This window comes from Aeromonas sp. A04 (assembly GCF_047780465.1).
In the GTDB taxonomy this organism is placed as follows: Bacteria; Pseudomonadota; Gammaproteobacteria; order Enterobacterales; family Aeromonadaceae; genus Aeromonas; species Aeromonas bestiarum.
In genome coordinates, this window is record NZ_JBLNHP010000001.1 from 310,583 (window position 1) to 327,507 (window position 16,925).

Genomic DNA, 16,925 nt, shown 5'->3' on the forward strand with positions numbered 1-16,925 from the left:
ATGGTTGATTTTCAGGCTAGAATGACACCCCCGCATGTTGTCTCCCCACAGTGGGGAGACAAAAGCCCATCCGTTATCCGTTCTTTCTCATTTATCTGATCCACTCGGAGGTGTCAGTGCAACGTTATTGGTCCGAGGCGAGGCAGCTCGTTCGTTTAGCCAGCCCCATTCTGGTGGCCCAGGTCGCCCAGGTCGCCATGAGCTTCGTCGATACCGTGATGGCGGGCCAGGTCAGCGCCGTGGATCTCGCGGCAGTGTCGGTCGCCTCCAGCTTCTGGCTGCCGATCATCTTGCTGACCCAGGGCATCATAATGGCGCTCACCCCCATAGTTTCCCAGCTCAATGGCGCTCGCAAACGGGATGAGGTTCGCCCGGCCGTGCACCAGGGCTTCTGGCTGGCGCTGATGGTGATCCCCTTCGCCATGCTGGCGCTCTATTTCAGCCCGCTGGCACTGCATCTGATGGACGTGGATCCTGTCATGGCGGACAAGACCACCGGCTTCCTGCACGCCATCATGTGGGGCCTGCCCGCCTTCGTGCTGTTCCAGGTGCTGCGCAACTTCAGTGAGGGACTCTCCCATACCATGCCGACCATGGTGATAGGTTTCGTGGGGCTGGCGGTCAATATTCCCGCGAACTACGTTTTCATCCACGGTCACTTCGGCATGCCCAAGCTCGGCGGTGTCGGCTGCGGCGTCGCCACCGCCATAGTGCTCTGGGCCATGCTGCTGGCGATGATCCTCTACGTGAAGTTATCCTCCCACTTCAAGAAGATTGACCTGTTCGCTCAACTCGCCCGCCCCAATGGCAGCCGGATCTGGCGCCTGTTCCGGCTCGGCTTTCCCATCGCCATGGCCATCTTCTGCGAGGTGACCCTGTTTACCGTGGTGGCCCTGATGCTGGCCCCCTTCGGCGCCGAGACGGTGGCGAGTCACCAGATAGCCCTGAATTTCTCCAGCCTGGTGTTCATGCTGCCGCTCTCCATCGGGGTGGGCGTGACCATCCGGGTCGGCCACAGCATAGGCGAAGGCCAGCCTGCTCACGCCAGGGTCGCCGCCCGTACCGGCCTGATGCTGGGCATGGCGGTCGCCGCCGGCACCGCCGCCCTGACGGTGCTGCTGCGCGAGCATATCGCGGGGATCTACACCGACGACATGCAGGTGATCACGCTGGCTGCCACCCTGTTGTTCTTTGCCGCCATCTACCAGATCTCCGATTCGGTACAGGTGGTCGCGGCCGCGGCCCTGCGCGGTTACAAGGACACCAAGGCTATCTTCTACGTCACCATAATCGCCTACTGGGGTCTCGGGCTGCCCACCGGCATGATCCTGGGGCTGACCAACTGGCTGGTGCCACGCATGGGGCCGCAGGGCTTCTGGGTCGGCTTCATCGTCGGCCTGACCGGCGCCGCCCTGATGCTGGGCGCCCGCCTGCGCCTCATCTATGGCCGCTTCGCCAGTCCAGAGGCCTGTACCGCCCTCTCCCGGGCCCAGTAAATGTGTGCTCGGCGAGCCGCTCACGAGAGTGGCTCGCCTGCAAAATCAACAGGCTGCGCAAGAACTGGGCAAACAGTCTCCTTTGTGTGTGCGGCCTGTTGACAGCCTTGGGGGGCATGGGTAGTATGCCGACCACGCCAGCGACGTCGTGTTCGCTTGCGTGCTGAAAAGCGGGTTTATAGCTCAGTTGGTTAGAGCACTACCTTGACATGGTAGGGGTCGTTGGTTCGAATCCAATTAAACCCACCACTTTTCGTGATGCGTCCTTAGCTCAGCTGGTTAGAGCACCACCTTGACATGGTGGGGGTCGGTGGTTCGAATCCACTAGGACGCACCATCACGACACTGTTATGCGTCCTTAGCTCAGCTGGTTAGAGCATCACCTTGACATGGTGGGGGTCGGTGGTTCGAATCCACTAGGACGCACCATAACAGTTTGAATAAATTGAATAAATTGAATATATTGCAGATGTGGGTTTATAGCTCAGTTGGTTAGAGCACTACCTTGACATGGTAGGGGTCGTTGGTTCGAATCCAATTAAACCCACCACTCCCCTGCAACACAAAGTCGCCATGCGCACCCTGCGTCCTTAGCTCAGCTGGTTAGAGCATCACCTTGACATGGTGGGGGTCGGTGGTTCGAATCCACTAGGACGCACCAGATTAAAGAAGCCCGCTTAACAGCGGGCTTTTTGCATTTCGGCTTCTTGCCAATCGGGAACAGAGGTCAGCTTGCACCCGCCTGAGCTCACCTCCCCGCGTCCTTTCCCTCCACGCCTTGCACGCCTTCGGGCTAGAAGAGATCCAGCTGCTGGCCGCAGATCCGGTCGAATGACTCGCCGATGAAGGGCAGTATGGCGTCGGCGATGGGCCTCAGCTGCTTGTCGATGTAGTGCTCGTAATCGATGGCGCTGCGCCTGTATTCCAGCGGTTCCGGGCCACCCAGCGTCATCAGATAGGCGATGGTCCCCCTGTGCTGATAGCGCTGGGGTTGACCGCGGCGCAGATTCTCCTCGTCGGCCAGACGCGCCGCCCGCACGTGGGGTGGCACGTTCTTCTGGTACTCCTCCAGTTTCTGGCGCAGCCGCTTGCGATAGATGAGCAAGTCATCGTGCAGACCAGCCCGGGTCTCATCCACTATGGTGCGCACGTAGCCGCTGGGATCCTGGTCGTGAAACACCAGCTCGTAGAGCCGGGTCTGAAACTGCTTGGCCAGCATGGTCCAGTCGGTACGCACCGATTCCAGACCCTTGAACACCAGATGCTCTTCCTCCCCTCGCCCCTCTTCCTGGTTTCCAACCAGGCCGGCGTAACGCTTCTTGCTGCCCTTTTCCAGCCCGCGAATGGTGGGCATCAGGAAGCGGCGGTAATGGGTCTCGTACTGGATCTCCAGATGGCTCGGCAGGTCGAACTCGCGCCTGATCAGCGCACTCCAGTTGTCGTTGATCATCCGGGCCAGCTCATGGCCAATCTCGTCCGCCGCCTCGGGGCTGGTGTCCCGATTAAGGTGGACGAAGGTGGAGTCGGTGTCGCCGTAGATCACCTCGAACCCCTGCGCCTCTATCCACTCCCGGGTCTGCTGCATGATGCTGTGGCCACGCAAGGTGATGGAAGAGGCAAGCCTGGGATCGTAGAAGCGACAGCCCCCCGAGCCCAGCACCCCGTAGAAGGAGTTCATGATGATCTTGATGGCCTGGGAAAGCGCCTTGTTGCTGGCCGCCTTGGCCCTGTCTCGCGCCGCCCACAGGGTGGCGATGAGATCCGGCAAAAAGTGGCGAGTACGGGAGAACAGGGCGCCGCGAAAGCCGGGAATGGCCTCGTCCGGGTGCTGCAACCCCTCCACCAGCCCCATGGGATCGATGCAGAAGGTGCGGATGATGCTGGGATAGAGGCTCTTGAAATCGAGCACCAGCACGTGGCGATAGAGACCGGGTTTGGAGTCCATCACATAGCCGCCCGGGCTCGCCAGCCCACCATCGGCAGGCAGATTGGGCGCCACATAGCCGCCGCGATGGAGCCGCGGCAGGTAGAGGTTGGTGAAGGCCGCCACCGAGCCCCCCACCCGATCGAGTTCGAGACCGGTGAGGGAGGCGCGTTCGATGGCAAAGGGAATGAGGTGGCAGTAGTCGAAGATCTCCCACACCAGCCTGCAATCTTCCAGGTTGTAGCGGGCGAGCGCCTCCTTGTCGGAGTGGAACAGCTCGGTGATCTTCTCCCCCCGGTTCGCCACATCCTCGATATCCTTGCCGCGACCGAGCAGCTCGCTTGCCACCGCATCCAGGCTGTAGCTGGCAAACTGCCAGGTGGCGCTTTTCAGGGTGTCGATGCCGTCGAGCACCATGCGACCCGGGATGATGACGTTGCCGGTCTGGGGATCGTTGCGTGACGAGCGCCAGAAGCAGAGTTCGCGCCCCCGCCCTAGGCGCAGCCGCCGCTTGTTGAGTTCGGCGCGGCGCAGCAGCAGGCGAAAGTCGAAATTGACCACGTTCCAGCCGATCACCAGATCGGGATCGTGCTGGCTGAACCAGGTTTCCAGTGCGCTCAGCAGGGCATTTTCATCCGCCACCCACTCGATGCGGGTCTCCCACGCCTCGGCACCGGCTTCGGGGGCGCCTATCATGATGACGCGCGCATCCTCACGGCTATAGAGCCCCACGGAGAAGAGGGCCCCGTCCATGGCACACTCCACGTCCAGCGACACCCAGGAGAGGCTCGGCGTCACCGCCTGCGGGGCGCAGCGCGCCTCGTTCACCTCCCAGTAGCCACGCTTGCCCCCCTTCTGCCGTGCATGGCCGCCGAAACGGACCCCGGCCGTGATGAAGCGCTCCATCAGGAAACGCTCCGGCAGCCGGATATCCGCCTCGAAGTGCTCCAGCCCGCGGATCAGCAGCAACTCTATGGCGCGGTGAAAGGCGCTCAGGGTGGAGAAATAGCAGCCCACCACGGCACGCCCGTCGAAGGTGTGCATGGGCAGACGGCGAAATCGCCCGCTCACGCCGGCCCCCTTGAACAGCTCGGCCGCCTCCTGCATGTGGCTTTGCGGCAGGAAGAACACGGGCTCCTGCCCCGGCACCACCAGCCGCACCGGCCCCTGCTCGCTCCAGAGCCACATCACTATCTCGGTGCATCCCCCTTGCCCGGCCCGGCCGCGCACATCCCGGCCATGACGGGTCAGGATGAAACCGTCGCGAGGCGGCGTGGCAGGAGAAGTGGTCGTCACTGTGGGCTGGGTCGCAGTCATTCAGGATAAAGGGGTCGGCCTTGGGATGAGACTATTGTACGTTCATACAGTGCCTGGCCGCAATTGCCACGCCAGGCTGCGCGGCCGGGGCCAAGCTGCTAAGCTCGACCCTCTGCCCATGCGCCGGGAGCCCAGTTATCGCCGCCCATTCCCTGCGCCTGTTCACCCAACACGAGGAGCCCTGGTGACACTCTATTCCCTGCTGGACCGGCTGGCCATTTCCTATCAGCGCATCGACCATGCCCCCGTCTTCACCTGTGAGGAGGCGAGCAAGCTGCTGCCAGACCTGCCCGCCGCCAGGACCAAGAACCTGTTTTTGCGCGACCCCAAAAGCGAGCGGCTGTTTCTGGTGGTGACACCTGAAGAAAGCCGGGTCGATCTCAAGGCGCTGGCCAGGGCGCTCGGGGTCAAGCGGCTGAGCTTTGGCTCCCCCGAACGGCTGGCTGCCGTGCTCGGCCTCACCCCGGGCGCCGTGACCCTGCTCGCCATGGTGCGCGACACAGAGCGGGCGGTGACCCTGGTGGTGGACCACACCATCTGGCAAGCCGAACGGGTGCAGTGCCACCCGCTGGTCAACACAGCCACCCTCATCATTACGCTGGACGATGTGCGCCGCCTGCTGGCCCATCTCGGCCGGGAGGCCACCGTCATGGCGCTGCCGGTGCAGCCAACCTGACACTTCCCAGACGGGTGGCGCGATCGACAAACCCCGTCTCGTGCCCTTGATGAATCGCGTCAGCTGCCGCCATCGATCCGATTGTGGCCAGGATCGGGATCCAGCCGCTCAAGCCATTGATAATGGGTCGGATTCATGTTGTGATCCGGCACTGTCATGGCGACCCTCAGGGTCGAGACACAGTGACCGGCAGGACGAGCCCAGAGAGACCCCTAGATGCAAAATCTGTTTTCCTCAGCGCAATTGTTGAGCCTGGTGCTGTTCGTCACGCTGTCGCACGTCGGGGTCGCGGCCATTTTCGCCTATGTGTGGCATACCCAGCGCCGCATCCGGGCCCTGCTCTACTGGTCGGCCAGCGAGCTGGCCATCGCCGCCGCCTTCGGCTGCCTGCTGATCCGCCCGCTCGCAGGGGAGACCTCCCTCGCCAATATTCTGCTGACCAACCTGCTGCTGATCGCCACCCCCTTGCTCTATGAGCGGGGCCTGCGTCATTTCTTTCGACGTGAGGCGGACCGGCTGGGCTGGCTCTGTCCCGCCATCGCCCTCACCGGCTTCGCGCTGTTTGCCCTGACCGCCAGCCTGCGGCCGCTGTCCGATGTGCACAGCCGGATCATAGTGCTCTCCGCCGTGCTCTCGCTGCAGATGGCTGTGCTGATCTGGCAGCTCTGGCGTTATCAACGGCTGGCCCCCGGCTATCGGGTGCTGCGCTTTGCCGTCCTGCTGCTCGGCCTGCAACTGCTGTTGCAACTGCTGCGGATCGCCAAGCACCTCTGGCTGCCCGAGTTCGCGGCCACCACCTTTACCGATCCCCTGCTTGGGCCCGTGATCCTGCTCAGCCTGCTCTTCACCATAGCCCGCAGCTATCTGTTGCTCAGCCTGGTGCACACTCGCCAGCAGCAGGCGCTGCTGGCGACCCAGCGCGAGCTGGAACGGCGCGCCAATCTGGACGCCCTGACCGGACTGGACAGCCGCCACCATTTCGAGCTGCAGCTGGCGGCGCGCGCATGCCGACACGCCCGTCCATGCCAGCTGCTGCTGATCGATCTGGACAACTTCAAGCTGATCAACGACCGGCACGGTCATCCCGCCGGTGATGCCATGCTGCGGGTGGTGGGCCGGGTGATCCGGGAGAACCTGCCCCCGGCGGGGCTGGCCGGGCGCCTCGGTGGCGACGAACTGGCCTTGCTGGTGATGGAGACGCCGCAGACGCTTCCCGGCTACTGCCACGCCCTGCAGCAAGAGGTCACGGAGGCGACCCGCTGGCTGGCGGGCGGCCCCATCAGCCTCAGCATGGGCCTCACCTCGCTGCAGCCGGGAGAGAGCTTCGAACAGGCCTATCTGCGGGCGGATCAGGCACTCTACGCCGCCAAGCAGACGGGACGGCAGCGGGCCTGCGTGCAGGAGCCCCACCACAGCGCGCCCCAGCCACTGCAGACGGCAGATCAGCGCTCATGACGGCCGCCATAGAGTGCCGGGCCGCACAGCTTTGTGATGCGCCCGCCTATCGCCGTTATGTGGCCGAATGTGGCGCCGCCGGGTTGCCGCTCTATCAGGTGGCGCAATTTGACCCGGATCAGTGGCTGCTGGATCTGCTCGCCCATGCCGATGGACGGCATCTGCCGCCGGACTACCCGCCCACCACCACCTACTTTGCCCTTGAGAGGGGGGAGATCCTCGGAGCCCTGCGCCTGCGCCACGGCGACAATCCGGCCACCCTGGCCTGGCTTGGCCACATAGGCTACGAGACCCGCCCCTCCCGCCGTGGTGAAGGGGTGGCCCGCACCCTGCTACGCTGGTTGCAGCAAGCTGTGCTGACCGAGCCACTGCTCATCAGCTGCGACGAAGCCAACGGCGCCTCCCTCAGGGTTATCGCGGCCGCCAACGGACAATGTCTGGATCGCCGCTACCATGCAGGGGATGGCTGCTGGGTGCGGTTTTACCGGCTCTCTCCCGCACTATGGCCACCTGCCTGACTCGGCACGGGTGCAGGTCGCGGCCATAAAAAGAGCGCCTCCAGGGCGCTCATGGTGTGACTGATGAGGTGATGATGGCGGGGATCAGTAGCTGTCTTCCTGCTCGGCCTTCATCCGCGCCTGACGAGCCAGCGCCTCCTCTTCGGCGCTCTCGATCTCGTGCAGCACGGCATCGATGTCGATGGCCTCGGTGCTCTCCTCGAACAGGCCGGTCAGCTCGCTCTCGGGGGTGAGTTTGCCATCTTCGAACAGCGCCCACATCTCCTTGGCGTAGCGGGTCTTGAGCAGCTCGGGGGCATACATGCCGTAGTAGTTGCGCATGTTGTTGACGTCCCGCTCCAGCATGGCCTTGGCCTGGTTGTTGGCGGCAGCATCCACCACCTGGGGCAGGTCTATGATGACGGGCCCCTCGGCATCCACCAGCACGTTAAATTCGGAAAGGTCGCCGTGGATGAGGCCGGCACAGAGCATGCGCACCACGTAGCGGATCACCTTGGCGTGATCGGCGATGGCCTGCTCGGGCGAGAGCGCCACGTCGTTGAGACGGGGGGCCACGTTGCCCTCCTCGTCGGTGATGAGCTCCATCAGCAGAACGCCGTCGAGGCAGACATAGGGCTGCGGCACCCGCACCCCGGCCGCCGCCAACTTGAACAGGGCGTCGACTTCTGTGTTCTGCCACACCTCTTCGTGCTGCTTGCGACCGTACTTGGAGCCCTTCTCCATGGCGCGGGCGCTGCGGCTGTTGCGTACCTTGCGCCCTTCCTGATAGACCACGGCCTGCTTGAAGCTGCGCTTGGACGCCTCTTTATAGACCTTGGCGCAGCGGATCTCGTCACCGCAGCGCACCACATAGACGTCGGCCTCTTTGCCGCTCATCAGCCGGCTGATGACGTCATCGACCAGGCCGTCATCAACCAGAGGTTGGATTCGATTTGGAATTTTCATGGCCGCCCTTTTACCCTATTTGCGCATCAGAAGATAGCCCCTGCGGGGCCAGCTTGCATATCCCTGTTATCTGGCGCCCCGCGGCGCCCTGATTGCCGACTTTTTGCCCACCAAACTGCCTGAAGGACAAGCAGTTGTCACCCGCCTCTGCTCAACACGCCAGCCGGTGTATTTCCCTTCAGGGTTCGGGGGGCAGACCGCTGCGGATCCGCTTAATGCCCTCTTCGTAGAGACCATCCTGCCCCGCCTGATGCTCCTGGGTTTCGAAGATCTTGAGAAACCACATGTACTGCTCGGGATGACGGCGCAGCTGCCGCTCCACCATGCGGTTCATGGCGTTGACATCGGCGTTCAGGTCCCCGCTGGGATAAGGATCGAACGGCGGTTCAATCTCCAGCCGGTAGCAGCCCTCCTCCTCGTCGTAGCAGGCGAGGATGGGCACGGCCCTGGCACCGGTCAGCTTCACCAGCTTGGGCAGCGCCGGCAGGGTCGCCTTGGGGTGGCCGAAGAAGGGGATGAACAGGCTGGCCTCGCGGCCATGATCCTGATCCGGCAAGTAGAAGAAGCTGGCGCCGCTGCGAATGGCCTTGATGGCCGGCTTGATGCCGACGCTGCGCTCGTACACCTTGCCCCCCTTGGCCCGCTCGCGGTTGATGTACCAGTCAAATACCTGATCTTTCGGGCTCTTCATCATGGTGCACAGGACAAGCCCCTCATCGGTCAGGTAGCGGCCTATCATGTCCACCGCCCAGGTGTGGGGCACCACCAGTATCATGGGACGCCCGGCGGCCTGCTCCGCCGCTATATGTTCCCAGCCCCGCACCTTGATGCGGCGCTTGAGGTGGGCGGCGCTGCGCAGGGTCAGCTCGCCAAAGCCCATGAAGGTCTTGAGGCCGGTGCGGATCGCCTTGAGCAGCAGGGTGCGGCGCCCGGCCGCATCCAGCTCGGGAAAGCAGATCTTGAGGTTGGTCTCGGCGATATAGGCCTGTTTTCTGGAAAAGCGCAGCAAGGCAGGTGCCATGACATTGGCAAAACGATCGCGCAGCCCGTGGGGAACCAGCGCCAGCAGGCACAACAGACCGAGCGCCAGCCAGCTGCCCCACCAGCGCGGGTGAAGCAGATGGGCATGAAATGAGGTGTCAAAAACCGGATCGTGTGAGGACATGGCCGCCATCAAGTCATAGAAAAGAAACGGTTATTTTAATTATCCTGATATTTTTTTCCACTTTGGGGTGCAAGGGAGTGCGCCATCCCGGGTGCGGCGCCCACAAAAATGGCCCCGAAGGGCCATGACAAACAGCGCTGACACCCCCTCAGGGGCGAGGGGGAAGATCTCCCCGGATCCGTTTAATGCCCTCCTCGTAGAGGCCATCCGGCCCCTCCTGATCCTCGCGGGTATCGAAGATCTTGAGGAACCACATGTACTGGCCGGGATGACGGGTCAGCTGCTGCTGCACCATGTCATTCATGCGGCAGGTGTCCGCCATCAGATCGGTGCTGGGATAATCCGTAAACGGCGCCTCTATCTCCAGACGGTAGCAGTAGTGCGCCTCGTCATAGCAGGCCAGCAGGGGCACGGCCCGGGCACCGCTGACCTGCACCAGACGTGGCAGGGCCGGCAGGGTCGCCTTGGGGTAGCCGAAGAAGGGGGCAAAAATGCTCTTCTCGCGGCCATGATCCTGATCCGGCAGATAGAAGAAGCTGTGTCCCCCCTTGATGGTCCGGATCACCGCCTTGATGCCGGCGCTGCGCTCGTAGACGCGGCAACCGTTCTTGGCCCGGGCCCGGTTGAGGTGCCAGTCAAAGACCGGATTGCGGGAGCTCTTCATCATGGTGCACATGGGCACACCACGCTGGGTGAAGTAGTAGCCGGCGGCATCGACCGGCCAGCTGTGGGGCACCACCAGGATCACGGGGCGGCCAGCGGCCTGTTCGGCCTCGATATGTTCCCAACCGCTCACCTGGATGCGGCTCATCAGGTAGGCGGGGCTGCGCACAGTGAACTCACCGAAGCCGAGCAGGGTCTTGAGACCGATGCGAATGGAGGTCATCAGAATGGCATCGCGCTCGGCGTCGCTCTTGTCGGCAAAGCAGATATCCAGGTTGGTCCTGGCGATATAAATCTGCTTCTTGGACACCTTGACGATCAGCGGCGCCAGCCATTCTGCCAGCTTGTCACGCCAGCGGGGCGGCACGAAGGCGAGCAGACAAAGCGCTCCGAGCGCCAGCCAGCTCGGCCAGTAACGCGGGCGCAGCAAACGGGTCTGAAAAGAGGAGTCAAACACAGGATCTTGGGCAGACATGAATGAGGTCAAACGAAGAAAATGGGGTTGCATTGTATTCGTCCTGACAGGTAATACCAGTGAAATTCATCGTGAGCCCCCCACGGTGAGCGCTGGTTCAAAAAATGGATCCGCCAGGGACTGACCCCCCCCCGCGTTCGACCCGCGAGAAGAGACAAAAAAGCGCTCCACCCATGGTGGAGCGCTGTCGCTGCTGTCTGGTCAGCGGAGCATGTCATCACGCATGCCCTTCTCGTTGACTGACCCCTTATCCCCTTGCTCTCCAGCAGAGTCTTTGCCTAGCGGCGGGCACCGTGCCGAGCCATGCCGGGCGCCATGCCGCTATCACCCAGCGGCAAGAAGAACATCAGATAACGCAGGGCCACGTAGCCGACAATCAGGGTGGCGGCGCCCAGCTCGAAGTGGGCAAGCAGGTTGATCTGTTCCACATAGTGAGCCGCTTGCGGCCACTGCTCCAGCAGGTGCCCTACCTTGAACAGGGCGGTTGCACCTATCACCAGCGGGAAGGTGAAGGCGGCATAGCCCGGTGAGAACGGCAGACGCAGCAGCTTGATGAAGGCCAGGTAGATGATGCCGGTCATCAGGATGGCGATCCCCAGCAGCACGGCCACCAGCAGCAGGGAAGGATCCTCGGTCACCGTCAGGTAGCCGGCCAGTGACAGGCTGGCAGGGGCCGCCAGAATGGCGATGGTCGGCTTGGCAGCATCCGGCACCTCATGGCTGAAGATGAGACGGTAGAGCATCAGCGGCAGCATCAGAGCGTAGCAGAGCATGCCGAACCAGAGCAGACCGTCGGCCAGCGCGGCAAACTGACCGCCGGGAAAGGCGACGTCAGCCACGATAATGCCCACAGGCGGTACGAACCAGCTCGGCACCATGTGATGGATCTCGAACTGCCTGGCCCTGTGCCAGAGGAAGGTCGCCAGGAAGAGAAGGTGCAGCACCACGGCAAACAACCAGAGCCCCTCGCCAAGGCCCGGGCTCAGCATGCCGATCGCCTTGGAGACCACCATGGTGCCCATGGCATAGGTGGGGACCACGCTGCCCACCACGGGGTGAGCCAGATCCTGCCACAGCAGGCGCGGATGGAGCAGAAACTTGAAGGTGAGGATCACCAGCAGCACGGCGGCGACGGCGGCACCCAGCAGCTGCAGGCGGCCATCGAACTGACCGGCATTTTCCCAGCACCAACCAAGACTGGCGATCCCGAGGGCCAGGCCCGCCATGGGGGTCGGGGCTTTGCCCAAGGATTGACGGGTTCTTGCGATCATGTCTGAAACCTCTTGTGAGAGACGATGTGCATAGGATAAAGAGCGACTATCGTTTACGATATCTAAATGAATTGAATCAATCGTTCAGGTTAACCAAACATGAAACTGACCCTGCAACAACTCAAGGTGTTCGCCACCATAGCCCGCTACGGCAATCTGGGACTGGCCGCCAACGAGCTCTGCCTGAGCAAGGGCGCCGTCTCCCAGTCGTTGCAGGAGCTGGAGCGCCAGCTCGCCACCCCCTTGTTCGACCGCATCCACCCCAGATTGCAGCTCAACAACGAGGGACGCCTGCTGCAACCGGCCGCCGAAGAGCTGCTGACCCGGATGCAGGATATCGAGACCCTGTTCAGCCCGGATGCGGAGCCGAGCGGCCAGCTGCGCCTCGGTGCCAGCCAGACCATAGGCAACTACCTGCTCCCTACTCTGCTGGCCAGCAGCAAGCAGGAGCTGGGTCTGCCCCCCAGGGTCACCATCACCAACACCCACAAGCTCTGCCATCTGCTGGCCAACTTCGAGCTGGATCTGGCATTGATAGAGGGGCAGAACCACCACCCGGATCTGGTCAGCGAGCCCTGGCTCAATGACGAGATGCTGATCGTGGCGCACCCCGACCACCCCCTCGCCCGGCGCAATCGCCTGTCGCTCAGCCAGCTGAGCGATGAGACCTGGGTGCTGCGCGAACCCCAGTCGGGCAGTCGCGAGCAGTTCGAGCTGCAGATCCAGCCCGAGTTGCCCCGCTGGCAGGCGGGGCTCGAGCTCAACACCCTGGAGGCCGTGATGCTGGCGGTTGAAAAAGGGCTGGGGATCTCCTTCATCTCCCGCCTGGCGGTGTCGGATCGGTTGCAGGCCGGTCGGCTGGTGGCCTTCTCCCTTGCCCGGCGCTTCCCCCGCCAGCTCTCCCTCATCTGGCATCGGCAGAAATACCACTCGGCCACCCTGCGCCGCTTCCTGCAGTTTTGCCGCGCACAGGAGGGAGCCCTGCCTCAGCCTCAGGTGACCACAGCCGGGTCGCCAACGAGCAGATAGGGTGAGCGTCTGAGGCATGACGGCTCGCCGCTTGCCGCTCAAGCCGGCAAGAGATCAGACAAAAAGGGAGGGCGCCTCGGCGCCCTCTCTGCACATCATGATCACGAGCCGGCTTGCAAGCCGCGCTCGACCCACCCCAGCACTTGTCTGGTCAGGGCCTGCGGCACCCAGGGGGAATCGCTCAATCCCTGCCTGACACAGGCGGCGAAATGATCCGCCTCGTGCTGCATGCCACCGCCCGCCACCGGCAGCGCGATGTCGTGCGGCCAGGCAGGCAAGGGATCGCCCGTGACCCAGCGTACCTGCTGAGGGTTCCACCACTTGCCGACCAGTTGCAAGGCCCAGCCCTCGCCGCCCAGATACGCCGCCTTGTCGAGATCCTGGACGATGGAGGCATCCAGCTCGGCCACGAGGGGGCCGGCAAAGCGGAAGCTGGCGGCCTCATCCACCTCGCCAGCCTGGCGGGAAAGAGCGACCTGCGGCTCACCCGCAGCCAGCCCCAGCTGGTGACAGATGGCGGCGTAGAGCCAGAGCGGATAGACACCCACATCCCAGGCGGCGCCGCCGGCCAATGCGGGATCAAACAGCTTGCCGTCTCGCTCCTGCACCGAGCCGAAGGCCGCCCGCAACCGGTTGGGGGCAGGCAAGGCGCCGAGCCGCCGCATCAATTCGCGCATGGCGGGGAAGCACATCACCTTCATCGCCTCCATCAGCAGCAGGCCGCGCGTCCGGGCGAGCTGCACCAGCGCATCCCAGTCTGCGACCTGAGTCACCGCCGGCTTTTCCACCAGCACGTGCTTGCCCGCCAGCAACATCTGCCTGATCAGGCCGGCGTGCTCAGGGTGGATCACCGCCACGTAGACGGCCTCCACCTCGGCGCTGGCCGCCAGCGCCTGATAGCTGTCATAGGCAAGGGGCAGCCCCTGTTCATCGGCAAAAGCCCGGGCCCGCGTCTGATCACGGGCGGCGATCGCCACCACCCGGCCCAGGTGGGCGTGATCATTCACGTCCCGGCAGAAACGACGGGCGATGGCCCCCGCCCCGGCAATGCCCCAGCGCAGTGGCGCCGCGCTCAGTTCCTCTGTTTGCATCCGTTCTTTCTCCTGCACGGGTTATGCCTTGGCCAGACTGCGCAGCCAGCGGATCTCGTCGCCCCAGATGGACTCGTCTATGGTCTCCAGGATCAGCGGAATGCCGTCGAAACGCTCGTCATTCATGATGTGGTGGAATACAGCCTCCCCCAGATTGCCCTGCTGCAGGCTGTGGTGGCGATCGACCCGGCTGCCGAAGGTGCACTTGGCACCGTTGATGTGCATCCCCTTGAGATACTGGAAACCGACGATGCGGTCGAAGTCGGCGAACACCTGGGCACAGGACTCGGCCGTGCGCAGATCGTAACCGGCGGCGAAGGCGTGGCAGGTATCGAAACAGACGCCGACCCGGCTTTTGTCTTCCACGCCGTCGATGAGGGTGGCCAGATGTTCGAACGACCAGCCGAGGTTGCTGCCCTGCCCGGCTGTGTTCTCGATCACCGCCGTCACCCCCTGGCTGCGCTCCAGCGCCCAGTTGATGGATTCGCTCACCAGTTTCAGGCTGGCCGCTTCCGGGATCTGTTTCAGGTGGCTGCCGGGGTGGAAGTTGAGGTAGCAAAGCCCCAGCTGCTCGCAGCGCTTGAGCTCATCGAGGAAGGCATCGCGGGATTTGGCGAGGCCGTCGGGATCCGGATGGCCCAGATTGATGAGGTAGCTATCGTGAGGCAGGATCTGCTCGGGGCGAAAACCGGCTTTCTCGCAGGCCTGCTTGAAGGCGCGGATGCTGGCCTCGGAGAGCGGCGCCGCCTGCCACTGGCGCTGATTCTTGGTAAACAGGGCGAAGGCGTTGGCGCCGATGGCTTCTGCGCGGGCTATGGTGTTCTCCACCCCGCCGGCGGCACTGACGTGGGCTCCGATATATTTCATGAGATCTCCTCTGCTCTGTGAGAGCGCCATTATGCCGATCTCCCCCGCCCACGCCAAACCGGGATCCTCGATGGCCGTCATAGAGACTCTGATCACAGGCGCCCCGCATGACGGATGTAGGCCATCCGTTACCGACCCCGCATCAGGTGACAACCGCCGAGTCAGCAGCCAGCGCCTCATCCAGCACCTCGCTCAGCCAGTGGATGAAGGCCCGCACCCGGGGCGAGAGCTGGCGACGATGGGCATAGAGGGCATGGATCGGCAAGGGCGGCGCCTGCCACTGGGGCAGTATGGCCACCAGCTCCCCACTGGCGAGCAGCGGCTCGACCCCGACTCCTGGCAGCTGGATGATCCCCAGCCCCGCCTGCGCCGCCGCCAGATAAGCTTCGCTGTCGCTCACCGTGAGGGTCCCCGCCATCGCCAGTACGGTGCGAGTGCCATCGGCCTGCACGTACTCGAAACCGGCCTCGCGACTCCCGGGCCCGGCGCCATAGTGCACCAGCCTGTGCTGCGCCAGATCCACCAGCGTCTGCGGTGTGCCATGGCGAGCCAGATAGGCGGCGCTGGCGCAGTTGATCTGGCGGTAGTGACCCAGGGGGCGCGCTACCAGGCTGGAGGACTCCAGCGCCCCCACCCGCACCACGCAGTCGAACCCCTCACGCACCAGATCGACCCGCCGATCCGTACTGCTCAGCATCAGTTGCAGATCAGGATGGGCCGCCAGAAAGGCGGGCAGCGCCGGGATGACCATATGGCGCGCCATCCGGCTTGGCATGTCCACCCGCAGCTGGCCGCTGAGTTGTCCCCCCTGCCGAAACAGCCCGTTGAACTCCTCCATGTCGGCCAGCAGCTCCTGGCTGCGGGCATAGCAGAGCTGACCATCCGTGGTCAGCTGCACCCGCCTGGTGGTGCGATGGAGCAAGCGGGTGCCCAGCTGTTCTTCCAGCCGGCGTATGGCCGCGGAGAGCGTTGCCTTGGGCATGCCCAGCTGCTCGGCGCTGCGGGTGAAGCTCTCAAGCTCGGCCACCCGCATGAACATTCTCATCGCATCCAGTTGATCCATGGCATCATTGTCACTTTGAACGGAACAGTGCATCTATTATTACCATCTTTATCCATGGTGCACGCACCAATAGAGTGGCACTAGCGGCTCGTCCCGAGCCCGCCTCCACCCCATTGACAGGAGTCGTACCATGACCCGTTCCATCGCCCTCATCACAGGCGCCAGCCGCGGCCTCGGCAAACACTCGGCCCTGGCCCTCGCCGCCAAAGGCGTCGATCTCATCATCACCTATCGCAGCCAGGCCGAAGAGGCGGCCACCGTGGTGGCGCAGGCCAATGCGCTCGGCGTCAAGGCCCATGCTTTGCCACTCGATGTGGCCGACAGCGCCTCCTTCGCCACCTTCGCGGCTGAGGTGCGCCAGTTACTGCAGCGGGAGTGGCAACGCGAGCGGTTCGACTTTCTGGTCAACAATGCCGGCATCGGCATCCACGCCAGCTTCGAGCAAACCACTGAGCAGCAGTTCGATACCCTCATGAACATTCACCTCAAGGGGACCTTTTTTCTGACCCAGCAGTTGCTGCCCCTGATCCACGATGGCGGGCGCATCATCAACCTCTCGACCGGCCTCACCCGTTTCGCGCTGCCCGGTTACGCTGCCTACGCCGCCATGAAGGGGGGAATAGAGGTGTTGACCCGCTATCTGGCCAAGGAGCTGGGCCCGCGCGGGATCGCCGTCAACGTGGTGGCGCCCGGTGCCATCGAGACGGATTTTGGCGGGGGTGTGGTGCGGGACAACCAGGCCGTCAACGACTTCATCGCCAGCCAGACCGCGCTCGGACGAGTCGGCCAGCCCGACGACATAGGCGGCGTGATAGCAGCCCTGCTCTCGGATAACAATCGCTGGGTCAATGCCCAGCGCATCGAGGCCTCGGGCGGCATGTTTATCTAGCGCCCATCGCAGCATGCCACTGCATCGCACAAGAGGTCGGCGGCAAAACGAAAGGCCCCCTCACACGAGGGGGCCTTTTCC

The 16,925-nt window shown here is 63.5% G+C and carries 14 protein-coding genes and 5 tRNA genes; 11 read left to right on the top strand and 8 right to left on the bottom strand.

The window, feature by feature from the left end:
• Nucleotides 1-116 precede the first annotated feature (116 nt).
• The 6 genes from ACM3N8_RS01325 (at nt 117) to ACM3N8_RS01350 (ending at nt 2,157) form a co-directional block, all read left to right on the top strand.
• Nucleotides 117-1,496 carry an MATE family efflux transporter gene (locus tag ACM3N8_RS01325; RefSeq protein WP_416015333.1) on the top strand — a complete coding sequence of 460 codons (1,380 nt, stop codon included), beginning with the start codon at nt 117-119 and terminating at the stop codon, nt 1,494-1,496.
• A 172-nt stretch (nt 1,497-1,668) separates the two neighbouring features.
• Nucleotides 1,669-1,745 (top strand) — tRNA-Val (locus ACM3N8_RS01330).
• 11 nt (nt 1,746-1,756) lie between these two features.
• Nucleotides 1,757-1,833 (top strand) — tRNA-Val (locus tag ACM3N8_RS01335).
• 15 nt (nt 1,834-1,848) lie between these two features.
• Nucleotides 1,849-1,925: transfer RNA gene (locus tag ACM3N8_RS01340), tRNA-Val, on the top strand.
• Between the two features lie 44 nt (nt 1,926-1,969).
• Nucleotides 1,970-2,046 (top strand) — tRNA-Val (locus ACM3N8_RS01345).
• Between the two features lie 34 nt (nt 2,047-2,080).
• Nucleotides 2,081-2,157 (top strand) — tRNA-Val (locus ACM3N8_RS01350).
• A 132-nt stretch (nt 2,158-2,289) separates the two neighbouring features.
• Here the strand turns inward: ACM3N8_RS01350 and ACM3N8_RS01355 are convergent.
• Nucleotides 2,290-4,737, bottom strand: coding sequence for a DNA polymerase II (locus ACM3N8_RS01355; RefSeq protein ID WP_290018340.1), 2,448 nt, complete (start codon nt 4,735-4,737; stop codon nt 2,290-2,292).
• Nucleotides 4,738-4,921: 184 nt separating this feature from the next.
• Between ACM3N8_RS01355 and ACM3N8_RS01360 the strand changes: the two genes are divergently transcribed.
• From ACM3N8_RS01360 to ACM3N8_RS01370, 3 genes are all read left to right on the top strand, one after another.
• Nucleotides 4,922-5,413: a prolyl-tRNA synthetase associated domain-containing protein gene (locus tag ACM3N8_RS01360; RefSeq protein ID WP_098984147.1), complete on the top strand. Its 492-nt coding sequence runs from the start codon at nt 4,922-4,924 to the stop codon at nt 5,411-5,413.
• Between the two features lie 216 nt (nt 5,414-5,629).
• Nucleotides 5,630-6,868 carry a GGDEF domain-containing protein gene (locus ACM3N8_RS01365; protein ID WP_290018342.1) on the top strand — a complete coding sequence of 413 codons (1,239 nt, stop codon included), beginning with the start codon at nt 5,630-5,632 and terminating at the stop codon, nt 6,866-6,868.
• Nucleotides 6,865-7,386, top strand: a complete 522-nt coding sequence (locus tag ACM3N8_RS01370; RefSeq protein ID WP_416015334.1) for a GNAT family N-acetyltransferase — start codon at nt 6,865-6,867, stop codon at nt 7,384-7,386. Before ACM3N8_RS01365 ends, ACM3N8_RS01370 begins: the two co-directional genes overlap by 4 nt.
• A gap of 84 nt (nt 7,387-7,470) precedes the next feature.
• On the opposite strand, the gene ACM3N8_RS01375 is transcribed toward ACM3N8_RS01370, so the two are convergent.
• The 4 genes from ACM3N8_RS01375 to ACM3N8_RS01390 form a co-directional block, all read right to left on the bottom strand.
• Complete coding sequence (locus ACM3N8_RS01375; RefSeq protein ID WP_043138855.1) at nt 7,471-8,331, bottom strand: PA4780 family RIO1-like protein kinase; 861 nt, start codon at nt 8,329-8,331, stop codon at nt 7,471-7,473.
• A gap of 178 nt (nt 8,332-8,509) precedes the next feature.
• Nucleotides 8,510-9,505 carry a lauroyl-Kdo(2)-lipid IV(A) myristoyltransferase gene (locus tag ACM3N8_RS01380; protein ID WP_290018345.1) on the bottom strand — a complete coding sequence of 332 codons (996 nt, stop codon included), beginning with the start codon at nt 9,503-9,505 and terminating at the stop codon, nt 8,510-8,512.
• Nucleotides 9,506-9,644: 139 nt separating this feature from the next.
• Entirely contained in the window at nt 9,645-10,634 is a 990-nt protein-coding gene (gene lpxM / locus ACM3N8_RS01385) for a lauroyl-Kdo(2)-lipid IV(A) myristoyltransferase (protein WP_290018346.1), read from the bottom strand.
• Between the two features lie 278 nt (nt 10,635-10,912).
• Complete coding sequence (locus ACM3N8_RS01390; protein ID WP_290018347.1) at nt 10,913-11,905, bottom strand: TDT family transporter; 993 nt, start codon at nt 11,903-11,905, stop codon at nt 10,913-10,915.
• A 99-nt stretch (nt 11,906-12,004) separates the two neighbouring features.
• Here ACM3N8_RS01390 and ACM3N8_RS01395 point away from each other — a divergent pair, with 99 nt between their 5' ends.
• Nucleotides 12,005-12,934, top strand: coding sequence for a LysR substrate-binding domain-containing protein (locus ACM3N8_RS01395; RefSeq protein WP_043555550.1), 930 nt, complete (start codon nt 12,005-12,007; stop codon nt 12,932-12,934).
• Between the two features lie 101 nt (nt 12,935-13,035).
• Here the strand turns inward: ACM3N8_RS01395 and ACM3N8_RS01400 are convergent, their stop codons facing one another.
• From ACM3N8_RS01400 to ACM3N8_RS01410, 3 genes are all read right to left on the bottom strand, one after another.
• Nucleotides 13,036-14,025, bottom strand: coding sequence for a Gfo/Idh/MocA family protein (locus ACM3N8_RS01400; RefSeq protein ID WP_416015335.1), 990 nt, complete (start codon nt 14,023-14,025; stop codon nt 13,036-13,038).
• 21 nt (nt 14,026-14,046) lie between these two features.
• Nucleotides 14,047-14,892: a deoxyribonuclease IV gene (nfo, locus tag ACM3N8_RS01405; RefSeq protein ID WP_274451967.1), complete on the bottom strand. Its 846-nt coding sequence runs from the start codon at nt 14,890-14,892 to the stop codon at nt 14,047-14,049.
• A gap of 142 nt (nt 14,893-15,034) precedes the next feature.
• The gene (locus ACM3N8_RS01410) at nt 15,035-15,955 is read right to left on the bottom strand and encodes a LysR family transcriptional regulator (protein WP_416015873.1); all 921 of its coding nucleotides are present in this window, start codon (nt 15,953-15,955) and stop codon (nt 15,035-15,037) included.
• A 130-nt stretch (nt 15,956-16,085) separates the two neighbouring features.
• On the opposite strand from ACM3N8_RS01410, the gene ACM3N8_RS01415 reads away from it, so the two are divergent.
• Nucleotides 16,086-16,844 carry an SDR family NAD(P)-dependent oxidoreductase gene (locus ACM3N8_RS01415; protein WP_416015336.1) on the top strand — a complete coding sequence of 253 codons (759 nt, stop codon included), beginning with the start codon at nt 16,086-16,088 and terminating at the stop codon, nt 16,842-16,844.
• Nucleotides 16,845-16,925: the final 81 nt, after the last annotated feature.

What these genes read in the sequence shown, in the direction of transcription:
- ACM3N8_RS01355 (WP_290018340.1), bottom strand. Translation starts at nt 4,737, where the DNA reads ATGACTGCGACCCAGCCCACAGTGACGACCACTTCTCCTGCCACGCCG.
- ACM3N8_RS01365 (WP_290018342.1), top strand. Translation starts at nt 5,630, where the DNA reads ATGCAAAATCTGTTTTCCTCAGCGCAATTGTTGAGCCTGGTGCTGTTC.
- ACM3N8_RS01370 (WP_416015334.1), top strand. Translation starts at nt 6,865, where the DNA reads ATGACGGCCGCCATAGAGTGCCGGGCCGCACAGCTTTGTGATGCGCCC.
- ACM3N8_RS01375 (WP_043138855.1), bottom strand. Translation starts at nt 8,331, where the DNA reads ATGAAAATTCCAAATCGAATCCAACCTCTGGTTGATGACGGCCTGGTC.
- ACM3N8_RS01380 (WP_290018345.1), bottom strand. Translation starts at nt 9,505, where the DNA reads ATGGCGGCCATGTCCTCACACGATCCGGTTTTTGACACCTCATTTCAT.
- lpxM (WP_290018346.1), bottom strand. Translation starts at nt 10,634, where the DNA reads ATGTCTGCCCAAGATCCTGTGTTTGACTCCTCTTTTCAGACCCGTTTG.
- ACM3N8_RS01390 (WP_290018347.1), bottom strand. Translation starts at nt 11,905, where the DNA reads ATGATCGCAAGAACCCGTCAATCCTTGGGCAAAGCCCCGACCCCCATG.
- ACM3N8_RS01395 (WP_043555550.1), top strand. Translation starts at nt 12,005, where the DNA reads ATGAAACTGACCCTGCAACAACTCAAGGTGTTCGCCACCATAGCCCGC.
- ACM3N8_RS01400 (WP_416015335.1), bottom strand. Translation starts at nt 14,025, where the DNA reads ATGCAAACAGAGGAACTGAGCGCGGCGCCACTGCGCTGGGGCATTGCC.
- nfo (WP_274451967.1), bottom strand. Translation starts at nt 14,892, where the DNA reads ATGAAATATATCGGAGCCCACGTCAGTGCCGCCGGCGGGGTGGAGAAC.
- ACM3N8_RS01410 (WP_416015873.1), bottom strand. Translation starts at nt 15,955, where the DNA reads ATGGATCAACTGGATGCGATGAGAATGTTCATGCGGGTGGCCGAGCTT.
- ACM3N8_RS01415 (WP_416015336.1), top strand. Translation starts at nt 16,086, where the DNA reads ATGACCCGTTCCATCGCCCTCATCACAGGCGCCAGCCGCGGCCTCGGC.